General features: G+C 60.0%; 11 protein-coding genes. 8 read left to right on the plus strand and 3 right to left on the minus strand.

Annotated features, from left to right (window positions below):
* Nucleotides 1-78 precede the first annotated feature (78 nt).
* Genes K0F88_RS14805 through K0F88_RS14815 form a run of 3 tightly spaced genes read right to left on the minus strand, consistent with a single transcriptional unit; the run spans nt 79 to nt 2,894 of the window.
* Nucleotides 79-828, minus strand: coding sequence for an enoyl-CoA hydratase-related protein (locus K0F88_RS14805; RefSeq protein WP_219095524.1), 750 nt, complete (start codon nt 826-828; stop codon nt 79-81).
* A 31-nt stretch (nt 829-859) separates the two neighbouring features.
* A complete protein-coding gene (locus K0F88_RS14810) occupies nt 860-1,795 on the minus strand; it encodes an iron-sulfur-binding ferredoxin reductase (protein ID WP_094470960.1) in 936 nt (311 codons plus the stop codon).
* On the minus strand, nt 1,788-2,894 hold the full coding sequence (locus K0F88_RS14815; protein WP_094470959.1) for a diguanylate cyclase: 1,107 nt from the start codon (nt 2,892-2,894) through the stop codon (nt 1,788-1,790). The genes K0F88_RS14810 and K0F88_RS14815 overlap by 8 nt, the downstream gene beginning before the upstream one ends.
* Before the next feature lie 390 nt (nt 2,895-3,284).
* Here K0F88_RS14815 and K0F88_RS14820 point away from each other — a divergent pair, with 390 nt between their 5' ends.
* The 8 genes from K0F88_RS14820 to K0F88_RS14855 form a co-directional block, all read left to right on the plus strand.
* The gene (locus K0F88_RS14820) at nt 3,285-4,808 is read left to right on the plus strand and encodes a fumarate hydratase (RefSeq protein WP_003214142.1); all 1,524 of its coding nucleotides are present in this window, start codon (nt 3,285-3,287) and stop codon (nt 4,806-4,808) included.
* 237 nt (nt 4,809-5,045) lie between these two features.
* Nucleotides 5,046-9,554, plus strand: coding sequence for a SpvB/TcaC N-terminal domain-containing protein (locus tag K0F88_RS14825; RefSeq protein WP_219095525.1), 4,509 nt, complete (start codon nt 5,046-5,048; stop codon nt 9,552-9,554).
* The gene (locus K0F88_RS14830; protein WP_219095526.1) at nt 9,551-12,307 is read left to right on the plus strand and encodes an RHS repeat domain-containing protein; all 2,757 of its coding nucleotides are present in this window, start codon (nt 9,551-9,553) and stop codon (nt 12,305-12,307) included. Before K0F88_RS14825 ends, K0F88_RS14830 begins: the two co-directional genes overlap by 4 nt.
* Nucleotides 12,308-12,364: 57 nt before the next feature.
* Complete coding sequence (locus tag K0F88_RS14835) at nt 12,365-15,202, plus strand: RHS repeat domain-containing protein (RefSeq protein WP_219095527.1); 2,838 nt, start codon at nt 12,365-12,367, stop codon at nt 15,200-15,202.
* Nucleotides 15,203-15,283: 81 nt separating this feature from the next.
* Nucleotides 15,284-17,050, plus strand: coding sequence for an ATP-binding protein (locus K0F88_RS14840; RefSeq protein WP_219095528.1), 1,767 nt, complete (start codon nt 15,284-15,286; stop codon nt 17,048-17,050).
* A complete protein-coding gene (locus K0F88_RS14845) occupies nt 17,044-18,369 on the plus strand; it encodes a sigma-54 dependent transcriptional regulator (protein ID WP_219095529.1) in 1,326 nt (441 codons plus the stop codon). Before K0F88_RS14840 ends, K0F88_RS14845 begins: the two co-directional genes overlap by 7 nt.
* A 309-nt stretch (nt 18,370-18,678) precedes the next feature.
* Complete coding sequence (locus tag K0F88_RS14850) at nt 18,679-19,998, plus strand: MFS transporter (protein ID WP_219095530.1); 1,320 nt, start codon at nt 18,679-18,681, stop codon at nt 19,996-19,998.
* Between the two features lie 233 nt (nt 19,999-20,231).
* Nucleotides 20,232-20,767: flavin reductase family protein (locus K0F88_RS14855; RefSeq protein WP_257605255.1), on the plus strand; the 536-nt coding region annotated here is incomplete at its 3' end.

Below are 20,767 nucleotides of genomic sequence, written 5' to 3' on the forward strand. Positions count from 1 at the left end.
CATCGCGGGCAAGCCGGGGGGGAACTACGTAGTATTAACAGGGCATCAGGACGTGAAGAGCGCACAGTCACTGAAGAATCAATGCCGGCGCATAAATGCTGACAACGCCGCCATCGCTTCTTGTGAGCGCAGCCGCTGAGTGAACAACGCGCCCTCCTCTTCGATAACTTTGCGCAGCTGTTCCCGATTCGGCGCCTTCATCAATTGCTTGCTGATCCGCACCGCGTCCGGCGGCAATGACTCAAACCGCAACGCCATCTCCCGCGCCTTGGCCAACGCCGCTTCGCCACTGCCCAACGCCTCGGTCGCTATGCCCCAAGCCGCAGCCTGTTCACCGCTGAACCCTTCGCCGAGCAGCAGCAACTCCGCCGCTTTTGCGTGGCCGAGCAGTCGCGGCAGGATCAGGCTGGAACCAAACTCCGGGCACAACCCGAGGTTCACGAACGGCATCCGCAACCGCGCATCCCGACTGACATACACCAAATCGCAATGCAGCAACATCGTCGTGCCGATCCCCACCGCAGCGCCCGCCACGGCGGCGATCACCGGTTTGCGGCATTCCAGCAAGTTGAGCATGAAGTGAAACACCGGGCTGTCGAGGTTGCTCGGCGGTTGCTGGATGAAGTCGGCAATGTCGTTGCCGGCAGTGAAGCACTCGGCGCTGCCGGTGATCAGCACGGCGTTGATTTCGGGGTCGGTGTCGGCCTGTTTCAGCGCGTCAGCCAAGTGGCTGTACATGGCGCGGGTCAGGGCGTTTTTCTTGTCGGGGCGGTTCAGGCGCAGGGTCAGCAGGCCGCGTTCGCGTTCAAGCTGGATGGCATCGGTCATGGCGAGTCTCGCGTCGTTAAACGATCAGCGCTCAACCACGGGGAACAAAGACATCCGCCAGCAGTTGGTTGCGCGGCAATCCGGCCAGGTACAAACGCCGGGCAAAGGCGTCGACACTGTCGGGGGCTCCGCAGACTAAGGCCAGGGTTTGTCGGGAAACAAGCCGCAGTTGCGCCAACGCCTGCGGCAACTCGGCCGGGGTCCAGCATTCGATGCTGAGGTTTTCACGCACATCGCACATGGCTTGCAGGGGTTTGGCCAGGTAATGCTCGCTGGTGTCATGGGCGAGGTGAATGACGCGGATGGCGCCTTGGTGATCCTGACGCAGCGCTTCGCGCAACACCCCGAACAACGGCCCCAATCCCGTACCGGCGGCCATCAGCCACAGCGGTCGAGTGCTCCAGTCGGGGTCGTATTGCAACGCTCCGCCACGCAATTCGCCGAGGCGGATCGGGTCGCCGATTTTCAGTTGGCGGGCCGCATTGCTGAACTCACCCGGCTGGCGACAATCGAGGTGAAATTCCAGAAAACGGTCTTCTTCCGGCAGGCTCGCCAAGGAGTATGGCCGTGCCACGTTACCCGCCCACAACACCAGATGCTGCCCGGCACGGTAGCGCAACGGTCGCTCGGTTGTCAGGCGCAAACGCAACACACTGGCGCTCAACCAATCGACAGCGGCGACTTGCGCCGGGCGGCCGTCGACGTGTGGATCGAAGGTATGCACCTGCAAGTCCTCGACCACCTGACACTGACACGCCAAGCGCCAACCTTGCTGACGCTGTTCAACACTCAACGCATCGGGACGGCTGTCACTGGGCAAGCCTTGGACGCATTGCACCAGGCACGCGTGGCAACTGCCGGCGCGACAACTGTAGGGCACGGCCACGCCGTTCTGGTTCAGGGCATCGAGCAGATTGCTGCCCGGCGCCACGGACCAGTGGCGCTCACCGACGCGCAACTCAGGCATCGACGTTCTCCCACGCCGCCGCGCAACGATTGCGACCGTCACGCTTGGCGCGGTAAAGCGCCTGGTCGGCGCGCTGCAAGGCATCGTCGAGATCATCGCCCAGCTCCAGCAAGGTCATGCCGGCGGACAAGCTGAGGTGGGCGACGTTGAGTCCGACCAGTTCGACATCGGTGAAGGCGATACGCAACCGTTCGCAACAGGAGGTCAGGCGTTCGGCGTTGCAGTCGGGCAACAGCACCACGAACTCTTCGCCGCCATAACGGGCCAGCACATCCCCCTCGCGCAGGCAGGCGGTGGCCACGCCGGCAAAGGCTTGCAGTACCTGATCGCCAGCAGCGTGGCCATGAACATCATTGATACGTTTGAAGTGGTCGAGGTCGATCAGCGCCAGGCCATGCACCACGCCAGCGTCCATCGCATTCAGCTCGCGGGAGGCCAGGCGCAGGAAATGCCGGCGGTTGAACAGCCCGGTGAGTTCGTCGGTGGCGACCAGGTCTTCGAGCTGGCGCATCATCCCGCGCAGGGTGTCCTGGTGTGCCTGCAAGGCAAACCGTCGTTGCCTCATACGTTGACGCGAGGCCTGGACGTAACGGGCATAGAGCTCCAGCCACACCAAGACGATAAACAGCACGCACACCTGCAACGCCGCCAGCGCCGGGTCGTGCAACTGGAAGTGGTAGCCCTCCCACAGGGTGATCGCGCTGAAACTGAAAAACACCAACAGCGCGCACCGCACAAACGCACGGCGCGAAAGATGGAACAGCCCGAACAACATGATCAACAGGTAGAACACCAGGAACGCGCCGCGTGCCTCATCCAGATTGGCGATCAGCCACGTCTGCCACCCCAGGCCCATCAACACTTGTGCTTCGGTCAGGCTCGGGTCGGAAAAGCGCAGGTTGCAGCCGCTGTAAAACAACGCAAACAACGTCCCTTGAGTGATCACCACCAGCGCACTGCCGATGGCCACGCTGGTCAGCGATTCATCGTAATGCCCGGTGAAAAACGCCAGCCACAGCAAGACCAAAGCCAGGGCGTAGGTGCCGGCTGCGAGGGCAAAGCGTTTGAGTAAAAGCCGTTGGATGGCGTTATGGGTCAATCGTTGACTCACCGTGCGAAAGGAGGCTGACCGAGTGTCCTACTCTACAGACCGAATGCCACTTTAGTGGGGTGTCTGATAAATGACCATTCAATTTTCGGGGCAGAAAACTGGCGTCAAAAGCATGTCCGATTTTCACCTGGATCCTGATGCTGGCCATGGTCCCTGTAGCCGCTGGCGAAGCCTGCGGCTACAGGGATCGCGGTGTTATAAGACCAACGATTGACTGCCGGCGGGTGTGCCTGGAACCGAGGCGCGTTATACTGCCGCGCCTTTTTAGCGTCGCGCCAGCTTCCCCGGCGTGCCTTGTAAAGGTGCTTGCAACCGACCGATGCACCCAAGCTGCAAGCACCTTATTGAATGTTCCCGTCTTTTAGAGGAGCGCGACTCATGACCGTGATCAAGCAAGACGACCTGATTCAGAGCGTTGCCGACGCCCTGCAGTTCATTTCCTATTACCACCCCGTTGACTTCATCCAGGCGATGCACGAAGCCTACCTGCGCGAAGAATCGCCAGCGGCCCGTGATTCGATGGCGCAAATCCTGATCAACTCGCGCATGTGTGCCACCGGCCACCGCCCGATCTGCCAGGACACCGGCATCGTCACCGTCTTCGTCCGCGTGGGCATGGACGTGCGTTGGGACGGCGCCACCATGAGCCTGGACGACATGATCAACCAGGGCGTGCGCCAGGCTTACAACCTGCCGGAAAACGTCCTGCGTGCCTCGATCCTCGCCGACCCGGCGGGCGCTCGTAAAAACACCAAGGACAACACCCCGGCCGTTATCCACTACTCCATCGTTCCGGGTAACACCGTGGAAGTGGACGTGGCAGCCAAGGGCGGCGGTTCCGAGAACAAGTCGAAAATGGCCATGCTCAACCCGTCCGACTCGATCGTCGACTGGGTCTTGAAGACCGTTCCGACCATGGGTGCCGGCTGGTGCCCACCGGGCATGCTCGGCATCGGCATCGGCGGCACCGCCGAGAAAGCCGCTGTCATGGCCAAGGAAGTGTTGATGGAGTCCATCGACATTCACGAGCTGAAAAAGCGCGGCCCGTCCAACCGTATCGAAGAGATGCGCCTTGAGCTGTTCGAGAAGGTCAACCAACTGGGCATCGGTGCCCAGGGCCTCGGTGGCCTGACCACCGTGCTCGACGTGAAGATCATGGATTACCCGACCCACGCCGCTTCGTTGCCGGTGTGCATGATCCCCAACTGCGCCGCCACCCGTCACGCACACTTCGTGCTCGACGGTTCCGGCCCGGCCTCGCTGGAAGCACCTCCGCTGGACGCCTACCCGGAAATCGTCTGGGAAGCCGGCCCGTCGGCCCGTCGCGTCAACCTCGACACCCTGACCCCGGAAGACGTGCAGAGCTGGAAGCCGGGCGAAACCGTCCTGCTCAACGGCAAGATGCTCACCGGTCGCGACGCCGCGCACAAGCGCATGGTCGAGATGCTGAACAAGGGTGAAACCCTGCCGGTAGACCTTAAAGGTCGCTTCATCTACTACGTCGGCCCGGTTGATCCGGTGCGCGAAGAAGTGGTGGGCCCTGCCGGTCCGACCACCGCCACGCGCATGGACAAGTTCACCCGTCAGATCCTCGAGCAAACCGGCCTGCTGGGCATGATCGGCAAATCCGAGCGCGGCCCGACCGCGATCGAAGCGATCAAAGACCACAAAGCCGTTTACCTGATGGCAGTGGGCGGCGCGGCTTATCTGGTGGCGCAAGCCATCAAGAAATCCCGCGTCGTGGCGTTTGCAGAACTGGGCATGGAAGCGATCTACGAGTTCGACGTGAAAGACATGCCGGTGACCGTTGCAGTGGATAGCAAGGGTGAGTCGGTACACATCACCGGTCCTGCGATCTGGCAGAAAAAGATCAGTGAAAGCCTGGCGGTCGAAGTGCAATAAGCGCTGCGCCTTGCCAAATCGGCCGGCTCGTCTGAATCGACGACCCGGCCGTTTTTTTTGCGTGTGTATAACCGTAGCCGCATTAAAACGTCACTACTTACAGCTATTCGATCTATAAAAACCCTCTCGACCTGTCAGATCTGACAGGTTACGCACGACGTCCATCTTGTTAGCGTCTGATCCATCACGCGACACCGTTACCACGGGCGAGCGCCAGGCCAAAACAGGATCAGCTCCATGGAAGACCAAGCCTCCCTGAATATCGTCGCACCCGCGATTGCCAAGAGCACTTCGATCGCCAGCATCGGCAATGACTGGGCTAAAGTCGGCTGGACGGGAGCCGCTTCTTTCACGCTGTCGCTGCCGATTTCGCCGGGACGCGGCTACGATCCCCAGCTCTCGTTGAGTTACAGCAGCCAGTCGTCTAACGGACCGTTCGGCGTCGGCTGGCAGTCGGGCCTCAGCGCCATCACCCGCCAAACCAGTAAAGGTGTGCCGCGCTATACCGGCGATGATGTGTTCATCAGCCCTCTGGGCGAGCAGATGATGGCCGAGCGCAACGCCAGCGGTGAGATCGAGGAACGTGAAGTCTCTGAATACCGTGGTTTGCAAATCGGTAGACACGTTGTGCTGCGATATCGGCCCCGGGTCGAAAGCACGTTCGATTTAATCGAGTTCTGGTACTCCGATTCAAACCCGCAAGGGTTCTGGCTGGTGCACGGGACCGACGGCAGCCTGCACCTGTTCGGCAAAGTCGAGCGCGCGCGCAAGGCTGACCCGCTGGATTCGAAGCGAGTGGTTGCCTGGTTGTTGCAGGAGAGCATGAACGCCCGGGGCGAGCATATCGGCTACGAGTACCTGAAGGACGAGGCCCCTGGAGATGAATCGGCCCCGCATGACTACCGGGCCCAACGCTACGTGCATCGCGTGCTGTATGGCAACTTTGCGGCGTATGACCAGTTGTTCGGCTGGGACATGCCGCAAACACCAACACCTGAATGGCATTTCCACTTGGTGTTCGACTACGGCGAACGCACCCGGGACCTGACTGAACAACCGGTTTATGACACGCCGACGCCCAGACCCTGGCTGATTCGAAACGACCCCTTTTCGTCCTATCGACAGGGCTTTGAAGTGGGCACTCGGCGCCTCTGCCAGCAAGTGCTGATGTTTCACAATTTTCCGGAATTGGGCGGCGAACCTGTGCTGGTCCGGCGCTTATTGCTGGAGTACGCGGCCAACACAACCCCCTGGTCTTACAGCCAGATCGCGGCGGCGCACTATCAGGCCTATGACGCCGACGGCCTCGTGGAAAACATGCCACCGGTAGAGTTCGACTATGCGACGTTCGAACTCAATAAAGAGCCGAGTGCATTTTTCCCGTTCGAAAACATGCCGGGCATCGAAGACGGCGGACTCTATCAATGCGTCGACCTGTTCGGCGAAGGCTTGCCGGGCTTTCTGTGTCGTCATGACCCATGCTGGTACTACCGCGAGCCCTTGCGTGCCCCCACTGGCCCTGACCACATCCACTACGGCCCGTGGACAGCGCTGAGCAAAATCCCGGTGGCCGACCGCAATAAACCTGCGCATCAAGCCCTCATGGACATGACCGGCGACGGGCGCCTGGACTGGATTGTCGCCCAGCCCGGCATGAGTGGTTTCTATACGTTGAACCCGGATCGGACCTGGTCAACCTTCATCCCGTTTTCGGCCTTCCCGCTAGAGTTTTTCAACACCCTTTCGCAGTTGTGCGATTTGACGGGCGACGGGCTCAGCTCGCTGGCGCTGATCGGCCCTAACGCGGTGCGCTTCTACGCCAATCAGCGAGAAGAAGGCTTTGCCAGGGGCGAAAAAGCCCTGCATGAGCCCGACCGTTTGCCCCTCTTCAGCAACTCACGCAGCGAACTGGTGCTGTTGGGCAATCTGCTGGGCAGCGACATGACCGAGTTGTGCCGCATTCGGCACAACGAAATCAAATGCTGGCCAAACCTGGGGCACGGACAATTCGGTACCGGTTTTGTCATCAGCGGCCCGACTTTCGAGTACGCGAAGTTCGATGCCGCGCGGGTGCGAATTGCCGATCTGAACGGGTCCGGCTCCCCCGCGCTCATCTATCTGAACTTCGATGGCTTTGACATTTACCTCAACCACGGCGGCAATGGTTTTGCACAAACGCCCATTACGGTCCCCTGGCCCGAAGGCGTGCGTTACGACAACCTGTGTCAGGTCACCTTCGCCGACCTGCAAGGTCTCGGCTGTGCCAGCCTGATCCTGACCGTGCCGCACATGAAGCCCCAACACTGGCGCTATGACTTTGTCAGCGCCAAGCCGTACTTGATGATCGCCAGCAACAACAACATGGGGTGCAGCACTCAGGTGGTGCATCGAAGTTCCGTGCAGTTCTGGCTGGACGAAAAACAGCGGTTTCTCAAGCTCAAGCGTCATCCCGTGTGTTACCTGCCTTTTGCTGTGCAAGTTGTCAGTCAACAAACCCAGCGCGATGAAATCACCGGTAATTGCCTGAATCAGTTCTTCAACTATTTCGAGGCTTGGTATGACCATCAGGACCGAGAATTCCGTGGCTTCGGGCGGCTGGACCAGACCGACAGCGAAACCGGCTCGGACGAAGACGAAAGCTTCACCGCCCCTGCTTTGGTCCGCACGTGGTTTCACACCGGCAGGCAGATCGATTTGTCTCGCAATGACTATTTCAATCGCGATGCTGAGGCACAGCCGCTGAAAGACACGCTGTTTTGTCGATTCCACCCGAACGATGAGTACGAAGAACTCATTACGCCCGAGGACGAAGCCACCGTTCACGAAATCGCCCGCAGCCTCTCGGGCGTTATGCTCAGAGTGGAAACCTATGCAGCGGCGGACCAGTCCCCGGCAGCGCCCTTCCTGGTTGTCCAGAATCGATACATCGTCCGTGAGGTGCGTGAGCGTGGTGATCACTACCCCGACAGGGTGTTGATGACCTCGCTGCTGGAAGAAATCAGCTACCACTCTGAGCGTTTCGTCGAAGACCCGCTGTGCCGCCATGTCATCAACTTGAGCCGGGACGTGTTCGGGCTGACAACCCATAGCATCACTGTCAGCTATGCCCGGCGCCTGACCGAGGAAAACGAGCCACCGTTTGCCGATGTCGATGAAAGGCAATGGTGGATTGATGCCCATGATCCGGCGCAGACGTCCTACTACTTGAGCGAAACCCGCGCCGAGTTTATTCACCTGGTCGATCCGCAAGGCTGGAGGCTCGGCCTGCCCTATCGGCAACGGGGTAATGCCCTGGTCTTGCCCAAGAAGCCAGCTGTTGGGGGGCTTGATCCCAAGGAGATTTCTTATGGACAGTTCCTCGAGCTGTTCGCATCCTCCGAATGGGCGACTCGGCGGCAATTGACAGCGCAATCGGTGCAACGCTACGTCACGACGGCTAACGAAACATTGCCGGACGGCACGGCCGAATTCGAAGCCCTGACGGGGCCGATGGAAATCGCACAACTGAACAAGGCGGCGCTGGAGGTCTACGGTGATGTGGATCCGCCGATTGATATCCGGGAAGAACTGACGAAAATCGGTTATCTGTGCATGAAGCTGCTTCTGGGTACGGACACCGCGGCGGACGAAGAAGAGGACCAACTGAGAAATCTTTGGTCTGCCCTCTACAATTTTGCCCAGTACGCAGACCTCAATCACTTCTACAAGGTCGAGGCGCTCAACGAAACGCTAAGCCACGGCATCACCAAGGTTCAATACGACAGTTACTGCCTGCTGATCAAACGCTTCGAGCTGCCGGATGGCTGCACCACACTCGCCGAGCATGACTATCACGCGTTGACAACGCTGCGCACCATCGATGCCAACGACAACGTTGAAGAAGTCCTTAACGATCCGTCCGGTCCACACACTGTCACCTTTCATGGAACAGAAAACGGTGAGCGCGCCGGCTTCAACGCCATCGCCGACTACGACCGGCCCGGCGACACCCGCCCGGGCACGGCAATCGAATTCCCCGAGAGCGCGCTACAAAAAGCCGCCAGTACCTTTCGCAAGGACCTGCTCAGCTGGATGGGTCAGCTCAACAACTCCGTCAGGCAGACACCTGACTGGCTGGCTGACTGGATCGCACAAGGTTACGTGTTGCCAAGCCTGCACATCCGCGCCAGTGCCCGACTTCGCCTGGCCAGGCTCAAGACCCGGACGCCGGCCGAGCAAGCGCTGTGGGACTTGCTGCTCAGCGTCCCGCGCATTCCGGTGCACAGCGTCGTCATTTCCGCTGACCGGTACCCGGATGATGACCAACCCGCGAACTTCCAGATCATTCTGTCGTTGGTCGACGGTTTCGGACGCCCCCTGCAAACCCAGCAACGGGTCGAACCCGGTGATGCCTATGTTGTGGAAAACGGCCAACTGGTGATCGAAGACGGCAAGCCCAAAGTGGCGCACGCCGACCCGCGCTGGCGTATCAGCGCACGGGTGGAATACAACAACAAGGGACTGCCGGTACGAACCTACCGCCCCTATTTCGCCAATGCCTACGGCTACATCGATGACGATTGCTTCAAGACGTTCGGCTATCACGACAAAAGTTTCTACGATGTGCTGGGTCGCCTGACCAAGATCATCAACGCCAAGGGCGACGTCGCGTACACCCTCCTCCACCCCTGGTACAAAACCGACCTGGACTTTAATGACACCTACAGTGAGCCGGCTTCGAAAGCGAGCAAGGCAGATATGCAATGAGCACCAGCGCTCACTGGAACACCGCCGCAATAGCGTCAAATGATCCGCGTGGGTTGGCAGCGCGTCATATCGCCTACCTGCGCAAGGGGCCCGGTGACGCGCTTGAACCGCTGATCACCCGGCAACGCCATGACGTTTTCGGGAGCCTGGTGGAGCAACGGGACCCGCGCCTGGCCGATACGCTTAAGCCTAATCTGGCCAAGGTCCATGGCCTGTCCGGGCAATTGCTCAAGGTCGACAGTGTCGACGCCGGCTGGCGGATCAGCCTGCCGGGGCTGGCCGGGGAAACCCTCCAGCGTTGGGACGCACACGGCAGCCATTGGCGCACCGTGTACGACGATCAGTTGCGCCCCATTGCCATCGATGAAAACAACCAGCCGAATGTCGAAACCTTCAGCTATGCCGATGCCACCGCCGATAAAACCTTCAACCTGTGTGGCCAGTGGGTCAGGCAGGTCGATCCCTCGGGCACACTGGAATGGCTCAGCTTCAGCCTGCACGGCCAAGCGCTGCACGACAGCCGGACGATCACCGGTGCCGGCACCTTCCCAGGCAGCCGGACCTACAGCCCGCTCGGCACGCTGCTGACCCAAACCGATGCCGGCGATCATCAGCAACGGATGGTTTACGACCGCGCCGGGCAGCTGCAACAGGTTCAGCTGCGGCTCGCCCCCGCCGAAGCCTGGAAGGCCGTGCTGGAAGACGCGCGCTACAACGCCGCCGGCCAGATCATCGAGCAGCAGGCCGGTAACAAGGTCCTCAGCACCTGGGCATACGATGACGCCGATGGCCGTCTCACCCTGTTGAAGGCAGGTGTACCCGGGCAAGGCCTGCTCCAGCATTTTCAGTACGAGTATGACCGGGTCGGCAACGTGCTGCGCATCGACGATCTGACGTTCAAACCGATGTACTTCGCCAATCAACTCATCGATGGCCACCGTGAATTCACCTACGACGCGCTGTACCGACTGATCTGCGCCACCGGCCATGACGCCGCCCCGAGCACCGGCCTGCCCGGCCGCCCTTCGCCGACCGATCCCGCGAACCACCTCAACTACACCCAGCACTACGAGTACGACGAAGGCAACAACCTGATCAAGTTGGTCCATGAGCGTGCGGTGGGCAACTACACCCACGAGATGTTCATTGACCCGACCAGCAACCGTGGGGTGCGCTGGAAACAAGGTGATCCCGTGCCGGTGTTCGATACCTTGTTCGACCGCCATGGCAACCTCCTGGACTCGGCGCCGGGCCGTCCTCTGGACTGGAACAGCCGCGATCAACTGGCCCGGGCGACGTTGGTTGAACGTGACGACGGCCGCCACGATGACGAAGTCTTTCGCTACAGCCAGGGCGAACGGGTGTTCAAGCGCCATGAATGGCACACCCCGACCCTCAGCCATTTTCATCAAGTGCTGTACTTGCCGGGGCTGGAAATACGCACCCGCGACAACGGCGAAGAACTGCACGTCATCACCCTGCCGGGGGGCCGGGGCAGCGTGCGTTGCCTGCATTGGGTCAGCAACAAACCCGACGGAATCGAACAAAATCAGCTGCGCTACAGCCTCGACGACGAACTGGGTTCCTGCCTCATGGAGCTGGACCAGAACGCCCGGCTGATCAGCCACGAAGGTTATTACCCGTTCGGCGGCACCGCCTGGCTGACGGCGACCTCCGTGCTGGAGGTCGGCTACAAGACCCTCCGTTACTCGGGCAAGGAAATGGATGAATGCGGGCTTTGTTACTACGGCGCACGTTACTACGCACCGTGGTTGCAGCGTTGGGTGAGCCCTGACATGAAATGGGATGTGGACGGGCTGAATCTCTACAGATTTGTGAGGAACAATCCGTTGCGCTATCTCGATGACAATGGAGAGGCGAGCGGCGAAGCGGTCATTCGCAATTACTCAAGTTTTATTTCTGTCCTGGGCAATTACGCCTCTCAAACGCTCGAGCAAATCGACAACATCATTAATGAAACCAACATCGAGAAAGACCTGCTGAAAAACCTGGCCGGGGAGTCGATAAATGCAGCCATCGGCTTTGCAGGCGGGTATTACGGGGCTGGAGAGGTCGGCATCGTGTTGCCGGATAAACCACACATTGCATTCCTCACCAAGCAAAGCAAACCGCCTTTTTCAGAAGGTCTGACCGGTGGCAATCTGGGCGGTGAACTGGCGGGCTCAGCGGGTGGGGCTATTTTCCCGACCTCCGGTCTGATCAGGCCTCTCATACCGCAGACATCAACGATGTCCATCAAGGAAATTGATCGTCAAGTCGGCGTCCATGTGCCCGATGATTCGTATGACTGGCTGGGAACCGGAATAAGCATTGCCCTGAACAATGTCGTCGGCTCGGTGGTACCCGGGGTCGGCGCAATGCTCGCCATGGGGTCCAGGGTTCAGGAGGCTGAAGACATCAAAAACCGACTGGACCCCGTCAAGATCAACAAAATAGAGCGGATGCTGGAGGAGTGGGAAGGCGTCGACAATGAACGCTTCGCTGAATTCGAAAAAGCGTTTGACGCGGCGGGCGTCGATACTATCTACCCGCAGCGTACGACCCTCAATGTCAGTGGCTCCGCCCCTGAAGCCATACACCGCGTCGATGTGCAACGAGCTCACCACCAGACACAGGATCTTATTCGCCGAAGCAAATTGGGTATGGCGCGATACAAGGAAATGGGGACGACTGACAACCAATTCTTGTCAAGGCAAGCACGCACAGCGAAACGCAAACATGCACCTGCCTGAGGAGCAAACAATTCATTGCGCCTCGCCCCCAGCCATTGGGATCGGGAGTCGCAGCCTGTGAACTCGGCTATCCATAAGGGCACACCCAATCTCTTGGCCTCGGACGCTAGAGGCCTGCCGATTCGACAGGTGGCCTATCTGCGCAAGAACGCCGGTGACACCGCGCAATCACTCATCTCACGGGGTATTCATAACCTCGCTGGGCAGCTGATCGAACAATGGGATTCGCGGCTCTCCATCCCTTCCTTGAGCAACGTCTATCGCCTCTCTGGCGAAGCCATCCGAATCAACAGCGTGGACGCCGGCAAGCGCTTGATCTTGCCGGGGCCGGCGGGAGAAGAACTTCAACGCTGGGACTCGCGCGGCAATCATTGGCGTACCCGGTACGATGCTCTATTACGCGCCGTTGCCGTCGATGAAAACGACCAACAGAATGTCGAAACCTTCAGCTATGCCGACTCATTGGCCGACCCAACCTTCAACTTGCGTGGCCAGATGATCAAGCTGGTCGATCAATCAGGTTCACTCGAATCGAGAAGTTTCAGCCTCCACGGATCGTCGCTGAGCGAAATCAGAACGATTGCCGGGGCCGGCACCTTCAGCAGCAGTCGTACCTATGGCCCTCAGGGCGACTTACTGATTCAGACCGACTCGGGAGGCCATCAGCAGCGCTTGCACTACGACATCGCCGGGCAGCTCAGGCAGGTTGTTCTGCAACTCAGCGACGGCGAATCGCAATACGTCCTGCAGGATGCGCAGTACAACGCCGCCGGCCAGACCATGACGCAAATAGCCGGTAATGGCGTGATCAGCCGATGGACTTACTGCCCGGCCGACGGGCGCCTCACCACGCTCACGTCCGGTAAACCCGACGAAGCCTTGCAGCAAAATCTCCACTACTTCTACGACCGGATGGACAACATCCTGCGTATCGAAGATCACACCCTGGCCACGGTGTACTTCGCCAACCAGCGTGTGGACAGCCACCGGGAGTTTACCTATGACTCGCTGTACCGAGTGATCAGCGCCCGCGGTTTCGAAGCCCAAGTCCCCAATCTGGAATCCGGTTTGCCGGAGTTGATCGTGCCCGTCGACCCCGGTCGCCGCTTTGGCTACGTTGAAGACTTCACCTACGACAAGGGCAACAATCTGATCAAACTGTGCCATCAGCGTGAGGGACACAGTTTCACCCAGCACATGCGCATCGACCCAGAGAGCAACCGTGGCGTACGCTGGAAAACAGGCGATCCGGAGCCGGATTTCAAGGCGCTGTTTGACCCGCATGGCAACCAGTCATATCTGCAAGACGGCGCACAACCTCTGATCTGGAACGCCAGAGATCAACTGGAAAAAGTGACCCTGCTCACCCACAGCAATGGCCTGGCGGACGATACGGAAAGCTACCTCTACAGCCAGGGTGAACGGGTCTGCAAACGCCACGTCACCCACACTCGGTCAATGACTCACAGCCGGGAAGTCCTTTACCTGCCGGGGCTGGAGATTCACACCCGAGACGACGGCCGGGTGTTGCACGTCGTTACTCTGGCGCTCGCCTTTGGCCACGTTCGATGCTTGCACTGGGCCAGTGGGGAGCCCGGTGATCTGGAACCTGATCAACTGCGCTACAGCCTCGACGACCATCTGGGCTCCTGCTCACTGGAACTCGATCGCCATGGCGCCCTGATCAGTCTTGAGTTCTATTACGCGTTCGGCGGCACAGCGTGGTGGGCGGCTCGTTCAGAGGTGGAAGCCGATTACAAAACCATTCGGTATTCCGGCAAGGAAATGGACCGCAGCGGACTTTACTACTATAGCGCCCGATATTACGCGCCGTGGCTGTGGCGCTGGATCTGTCCCGACCCGGAAGGCGATGTGGACGGGCTGAATCTGTATGCGATGGTGAAAAACAACCCGATTGCCTTTACCGATTCCGATGGCCGTATGCGAGAAACACCGGAGGAGCGGGCAGACAGAAAAACAAAAAGCCATGCGACACAAAAAGCGAGGGCAGCCCGATCTGCGCTGAATCAGGCAGCTTACAAACATACCCAGATAGTCAAACTCTCGGCACGTAGAGCCAGGGACGCACAACGACAGATTCTCAACCACGGTTCGGCAGCGGCTTGGGGTTCCTCTGCCGCTGTGAGAGTGGGGACACATGTTGCAGGACAGATTATTTCCTATGGTGTTGGATTCGGGATAGGTATCGGGACGGCGGCGTTGGGGGCAGCAGCAGGTCCTGTGGGCGTTGCAGCAGGTTTTGCAACAGGAGTAGCGGCAAAAAAAGCGGTGAGTTTCGGTGTCGACTGGGCTTCGGAACGAACAGGTCTGAGTGCATCGGTCAAATTGAAATCAGGAAAGCTGGACCCTCAACGAATCATCACCAAAGGTGAATACAAGACCATGGACCTGGTTCCGTATGCCGGCGGCAAACTCAAAGGCGTCGTGAAAGGTGTCATGGATATGAACAAAAAAGGTCTGTTAAAAGGCGGCAAGGAAGCTGGGAGCCTGGCCGCTTCGGTAGGTCTGAAAGTGGCGGGAACGCCGATGTCCAGTGAAATGAGTGGCGGACTGTCGTTGCTCTTGGGTTTACCTGAGATCGTTCATGAGGTGATGGGTGCAGCAGGGGAACTGACTCCCGAGAAGATTGCAAAGCTGGACTCGAACATCAATGGTCTGATTGGCGTATTGCAAGAAAGCATGAGCAACGTTGCAGCGATGTTCGCAGCCAACGGCACCGTTGCGATCAATACATTCAGCTTCATTCCGAGCAAATTACATAAGGCGTCCGGCGATACGGTTGAGAGCCTGACTCAGATGACCGACAGCGCCATCAATGAACTCAGGTATACACAGAAACTACTGCACGATCAGCCGTCCAGAGTCGCCGCTTAATGAGCGGCCACTGTCGCAAAAGCCAGGAAACCGGGCGGCATGCTATGGTGCGCGCCCGTACCTCTTCCTGTTTCCTAAAGCATGCTGCCGACTTCGCGCACGTTACGCCTGACGCTGTACACCTTGCTGATCGTTGCCGGTGCCGCACTGGCAGCCGGTTTTGCCCTGCGTCACGCCGAACGCCAGGCGCTGGTCGAAGACGCCGCGCGGGCCAATCAGCAGTTGGCGCTCTACGCAAATTCCCTGCACACCCTGATTGATCGCTACCGCGCCCTGCCCGCCGTGCTGGCGCTGGACCCGGAGTTGCGCGGCGCGCTCAATGGCCAGGTAACGCCCGAACAACAGGACGCGTTGAACCGCAAACTGGAAAAAATCAACGGCGCCGCGCAGTCCTCGACCCTGGAACTGCTCGACCGCACCGGCCTCGCCGTGGCCGCCAGCAATTGGCGTTTGCCCAGCAGTTACGTCGGCCACAACTACGGCTTTCGCCCCTACTTCAGCCAGACCCGCACCCAGGGCACCGGGCGCTTTTATGCGGTGGGGGTGACTAGCGGCATTCCGGGGTATTTCCTGTCCAGCGCGGTGACCAGCGACAGTGGCGAGTTCCTCGGGGCGATGGTGGTGAAGCTCGAGTTTCCGGAACTGGAGCGTGAATGGCGCCAGGGCAGCGACACGCTGCTGGTCAGCGATGCACGCGGCATTATCTTTATCGCCAATCAACCAGGCTGGCGCTATCGCCTGTTGAAACCCTTGAGTGACAGCGATCACGCCGAGCTCAAGGTCACCCGCCAATACGACAAACAACCGCTGACCCCGCTGGACTATCAATCGCTGCAGCGCTTTGACGACAACAGCGATCTGGCGCGGGTCGTCGGGCCTGACGGCACGGCCAATTACCTGTGGGAATCGCTGCCGCTGAGCACGGAAGGCTGGACCTTGCACCTGCTGCGCCGCCCGCAAGTCGCCTTCGAAGACAGCCGCAACGCCGCGCTCGCAGCGGCCGGGCTGTGGCTGGCGCTGGTGTTTCTGTTGCTGTTCCTCAATCAGCGCTGGCGCCTGGCGAAAATGCGTCAGCGCAGCCGTGAAGAGCTCGAACAATTGGTCGAAGAGCGCACCCGCGACCTGCGCACCGCTCAGGACGGTCTGGTGCAGTCGGCCAAACTCGCGGCCCTCGGCCAGATGTCCGCCGCCCTCGCCCATGAAATCAATCAGCCGCTGACCGCCCAGCGCATGCAGCTGGCGACCTTGCGCCTGTTGCTCGATCACGGCCGGGTCGACGACGCCTACAAGGCGTTGAAACCGGTGGACGACATGCTGACGCGCATGGCCGCCCTCACCGGCCACCTGAAAACCTTTGCCCGCAAAAGCCCCAGCGGTTTGCGCGAACGGCTGGATCTGGCGGCGGTGGTCGACCAATCGCTGCAATTGCTCGACGCGCGTCTGCATGATGAGCAGGTCAGCACCGTGCTGCACCTGACGCGCCCGGCGTGGGTGCGTGGCGATGCGATCCGACTGGAACAGGTGTTGATCAACCTGCTGCGCAATGCGCTGGATGCGATGCAGGACAAACCCTGCAAACGCCTGGAAATCCGCCTCGAAGCCGACGAGCAACTCTGGCGCCTGACCGTCACCGACAACGGAGGCGGCATCGCCGAAGAACACTTGCCGAACGTGTTCGATCCGTTCTTCACCACCAAACCGGTGGGCGATGGCCTGGGTCTTGGCCTGGCGGTATCGTTTGCCATCGTTCACGAATCGGGTGGGCGCCTGAGCGCCGACAATCACGCCAACGGCGCCGTGTTCACCGTGACTTTACCCATCGATCTGGAGGCCCACGGCCCATGCTGAATTCCGTGATGGTGGTCGACGACGAAAGCAGCATTCGCAGCGCCGTCGAGCAATGGCTGAGCCTGTCGGGTTTCGAGGTGCAGCTGTTCAGCCGCGCCGATGAGTGCCTGGCGCAGTTGCCAGGCCACTTCCCGGGCGTGATCCTCAGCGACGTGCGCATGCCCGGCATGACCGGCCTGGAGTTGCTGGCCGAGGTTCAGCGCCGCGATGCCGATCTGCCGGTGATTCTGCTGACCGGCCACGGCGATGTACCGATGGCGGTCGAAGCGATGCGCGATGGCGCCTATGACTTCCTCGAAAAACCGTTCAGCCCGGAAACCCTGCTGAGCAGTTTGCGCAGGGCGCTGGACAAGCGCCGGCTGGTGCTGGAAAACCGCGCCTTGCATGAGCTGGCCGACAACCGCGCCAAACTCGACGCGACGCTGCTGGGCGTGTCACGCGGTTTGCAGACGTTGCGCCGGCAGGTACTGGATCTGGCGGCGCTGCCGGTCAACGTCTTGATCCGTGGCGAAACCGGCAGCGGCAAAGAGTTGGTCGCCCGCTGCCTGCACGACTTCGGGCCGCGCGCGGACAAGCCGTTCGTGGCGCTCAATTGCGCGGCGATTCCCGAGCAGTTGTTCGAGGCTGAGTTGTTTGGCCATGAGAGCGGCGCGTTTACCGGCGCTTCGGGCAAGCGTATTGGCAAACTCGAATACGCGGATGGCGGCACGCTGTTTCTCGATGAAATCGAAAGCATGCCACTGGCCCAGCAAGTGAAATTGCTGCGGGTGTTGCAGGAGCAGAAGCTTGAGCGCTTGGGGTCGAATCAGAGCATTCGCGTGGATTTGCGGATCATCGCCGCGACCAAGCCCGATCTGCTGGATGAGGCGCGGGCCGGTCGTTTTCGCGAGGATTTGGCCTATCGGTTGAACGTCGCTGAGTTGCGTCTGCCGCCCTTGCGTGAGCGGCGTGAAGACATTCCATTGTTGTTCGAAACGTTTGCGCAGAACGCCGCCGAGCGTTTGGGCCGCACATTTCCACCGTTGAGCGGCCCGCAGTTGAGCCATCTGTTGAGCCACGACTGGCCGGGCAATGTGCGCGAACTGGCGAACGTGGCCGAGCGTCAGGTGCTGGGGTTGGGTGAACCGGAACCGGTCGGGATCGATCCCGGCCAGTCGCTGGCGGCACAGGCGGAAGCGTTTGAAGCGCATTGCCTGCGCGCAGCGTTGACCCGGCACAAGGGCGACGTGAAAGCGGTGCTTGAAGAACTGCAACTGCCGCGCCGGACCTTCAATGAAAAGATGCAGCGACATGGCCTGAGTCGGGAGATGTTCTTGTAGTGCCTGAACGGGCCCCTTCGCGGGCAAGCCCGCTCCCACAGGGTGTGGTGTCGTACACAAAATCTTCGTTCAACTCGGTCACTGTGGGAGCAGGCTTGCTCGCGAAGGGGCCAGTGCAGGCAACGCAATCCACAACCCAGATAAGCAATTTTCCGCTCACGCCTGACCCGGCATAAGCGGATTTCCGCTCACCAGTTCCCCGCAACCCCTCTAAACCAGCCCTCCTTGATGTGGCACACCTCCTGCTATAGCCCACACAGGCTGCGTTTCAACGCGCTCCACAAAAACAATTAAACGAAGGATCCTTCAATGGATAACTCCAACGCCCTGCCCCTTGGGTCGGCTGCCGTGCCTGCCAAAGAAAGAACCACCGCCAGTCGCATCAAGTCGATCTTCAGCGGCTCTGTCGGCAACATGGTCGAGTGGTACGACTGGTACGTCTACGCTGCCTTCTCCCTGTACTTCGCCAAGTCCTTTTTCCCCAAAGGCGACACCACCGCCCAACTGCTGAACACCGCCGCGATTTTCGCCGTGGGCTTCCTGATGCGCCCGATCGGTGGCTGGCTGATGGGCCTGTACGCCGACAAGGCCGGTCGCAAGAAAGCACTGATGGCCTCGGTGTATCTGATGTGTTTCGGCTCGCTGCTGATTGCCCTGAGCCCCGGTTATGAAACCATCGGCATCGGCGCACCGATCCTGCTGATTTTCGCCCGCCTGCTGCAAGGCCTGTCGGTCGGTGGCGAGTACGGCACCTCGGCGACGTACCTCAGCGAGATGGCGACCAAGGAACGTCGCGGCTTCTACTCCAGCTTCCAGTACGTGACCCTGATCTCCGGTCAGCTCATCGCGTTGGCGGTGTTGATCGTGCTGCAACAAGTCCTGACCACCGAAGAGCTGTACGCCTGGGGCTGGCGCATCCCGTTCGCCATCGGCGCGCTGTGTGCGGTGGTCGCGTTGTACCTGCGTCGTGGCATGGAAGAAACCGAGTCGTTCACCAAGAAAGTGAAGGCCAAGGAAAGCGCGATGCGCACCTTGATGCGCCATCCCAAGGAACTGATGACCGTGGTCGGCCTGACCATGGGCGGCACCCTGGCGTTCTACACCTACACCACGTACATGCAGAAATACCTGGTGAACACGGTCGGCATGAGCATCTCCGACTCCACCACCATTTCCGCCGCCACGCTGTTCCTGTTCATGTGCCTGCAACCGATCATCGGCGGCTTGTCGGATAAGGTCGGTCGTCGTCCGATCCTGATTGCCTTCGGTGTGCTCGGGACGCTGTTCACCGTGCCGATCCTGACCACCTTGCACACCATTCAATCCTGGTGGGGCGCGTTCTTCCTGATCATGGCGGCGCTGATCATCGTCAGCGGCTACACCTCGATCAACGCGGTGGTGAAGGCCGAACTGTTCCCGACCGAAATCCGTGCGCTGGGCGTCGGCCTGCCGTATGCGCTGACCGTGTCGATCTTCGGCGGCACCGCTGAATACATCGCGCTCTGGTTCAAAAGCATCGGCATGGAAACCGGTTACTATTGGTACGTGACGGCGTGTATTGCCGTATCGCTGCTGGTGTACATCACCATGAAAGACACCCGCAAGCATTCGCGGATCGAGACGGACTGAGTCCGCCCGCGCAATAAAAACAGGGGCAGACCTTCACGGGTCTGCCCCTTTTCATTGAATAAAAACAATCATCTGTAGGAGCCGGCTTGCTGGCGATGGTGTGTCAGCCAATACCCATGTCGCTGACACTCCATCGCCAGCAAGCCGGCTCCTACATAGATTGCGTCCGCTGGAAATTATGGTTTCGTCCTTGCACTATGAACGCCATCCGCACACCGCCCAGGAATCCCTTCATGCCCGACGACATCCACTTCTACGAACCCGCCAACGGCCACGGCCTGCCGCATGACCCGTTCAACGCCATCGTCGGCCCGCGCCCCATCGGCTGGATTTCCTCCCAGGACGCTAACGGCCGCTTGAACCTGGCGCCTTACAGCTTCTTCAACGCCTTCAATTACATTCCGCCGATCATTGGGTTTTCCAGCGTCGGCCGTAAAGACAGCCTGAACAACATCGAGCAGACCGGCGAATTTGCCTGGAACCTGGCCACCCGGCCACTGGCCGAGCAGATGAACCAGAGCTGCGCCATGGTCCCGCCCGAGGTCAACGAGTTCGAACTGTCCGGCCTGACCCCGGTGGCCTCGAAAATCATTCAGGTGCCACGGGTGGGCGAAAGCCCGGTGTCCTTCGAGTGCAAGGTCACGCAGATCATTCAGTTGCAGCGGGCGGACGGGAACGTGGTGCCGAGCTGGCTGATTCTGGGCGAAGTGGTCGCCGTGCATATCGCCAAGTGGCTGTTGAAAGACGGGGTGTACGACACCGCCGCGGC

This window comes from Pseudomonas sp. UMAB-40 (genome assembly GCF_900095275.1).
In the GTDB taxonomy this organism is placed as follows: Bacteria; Pseudomonadota; Gammaproteobacteria; order Pseudomonadales; family Pseudomonadaceae; genus Aquipseudomonas; species Aquipseudomonas mandelii_B.

Excerpts from the sequence above, each read along its gene's own strand:
- K0F88_RS14820 (WP_003214142.1), top strand. The coding sequence starts at position 3,285 with ATGACCGTGATCAAGCAAGACGACCTGATTCAGAGCGTTGCCGACGCC.
- K0F88_RS14825 (WP_219095525.1), top strand. The coding sequence starts at position 5,046 with ATGGAAGACCAAGCCTCCCTGAATATCGTCGCACCCGCGATTGCCAAG.
- K0F88_RS14830 (WP_219095526.1), top strand. The coding sequence starts at position 9,551 with ATGAGCACCAGCGCTCACTGGAACACCGCCGCAATAGCGTCAAATGAT.
- K0F88_RS14850 (WP_219095530.1), top strand. The coding sequence starts at position 18,679 with ATGGATAACTCCAACGCCCTGCCCCTTGGGTCGGCTGCCGTGCCTGCC.
- K0F88_RS14810 (WP_094470960.1), bottom strand. The coding sequence starts at position 1,795 with ATGCCTGAGTTGCGCGTCGGTGAGCGCCACTGGTCCGTGGCGCCGGGC.
- K0F88_RS14845 (WP_219095529.1), top strand. The coding sequence starts at position 17,044 with ATGCTGAATTCCGTGATGGTGGTCGACGACGAAAGCAGCATTCGCAGC.
- K0F88_RS14840 (WP_219095528.1), top strand. The coding sequence starts at position 15,284 with ATGCTGCCGACTTCGCGCACGTTACGCCTGACGCTGTACACCTTGCTG.
- K0F88_RS14805 (WP_219095524.1), bottom strand. The coding sequence starts at position 828 with ATGACCGATGCCATCCAGCTTGAACGCGAACGCGGCCTGCTGACCCTG.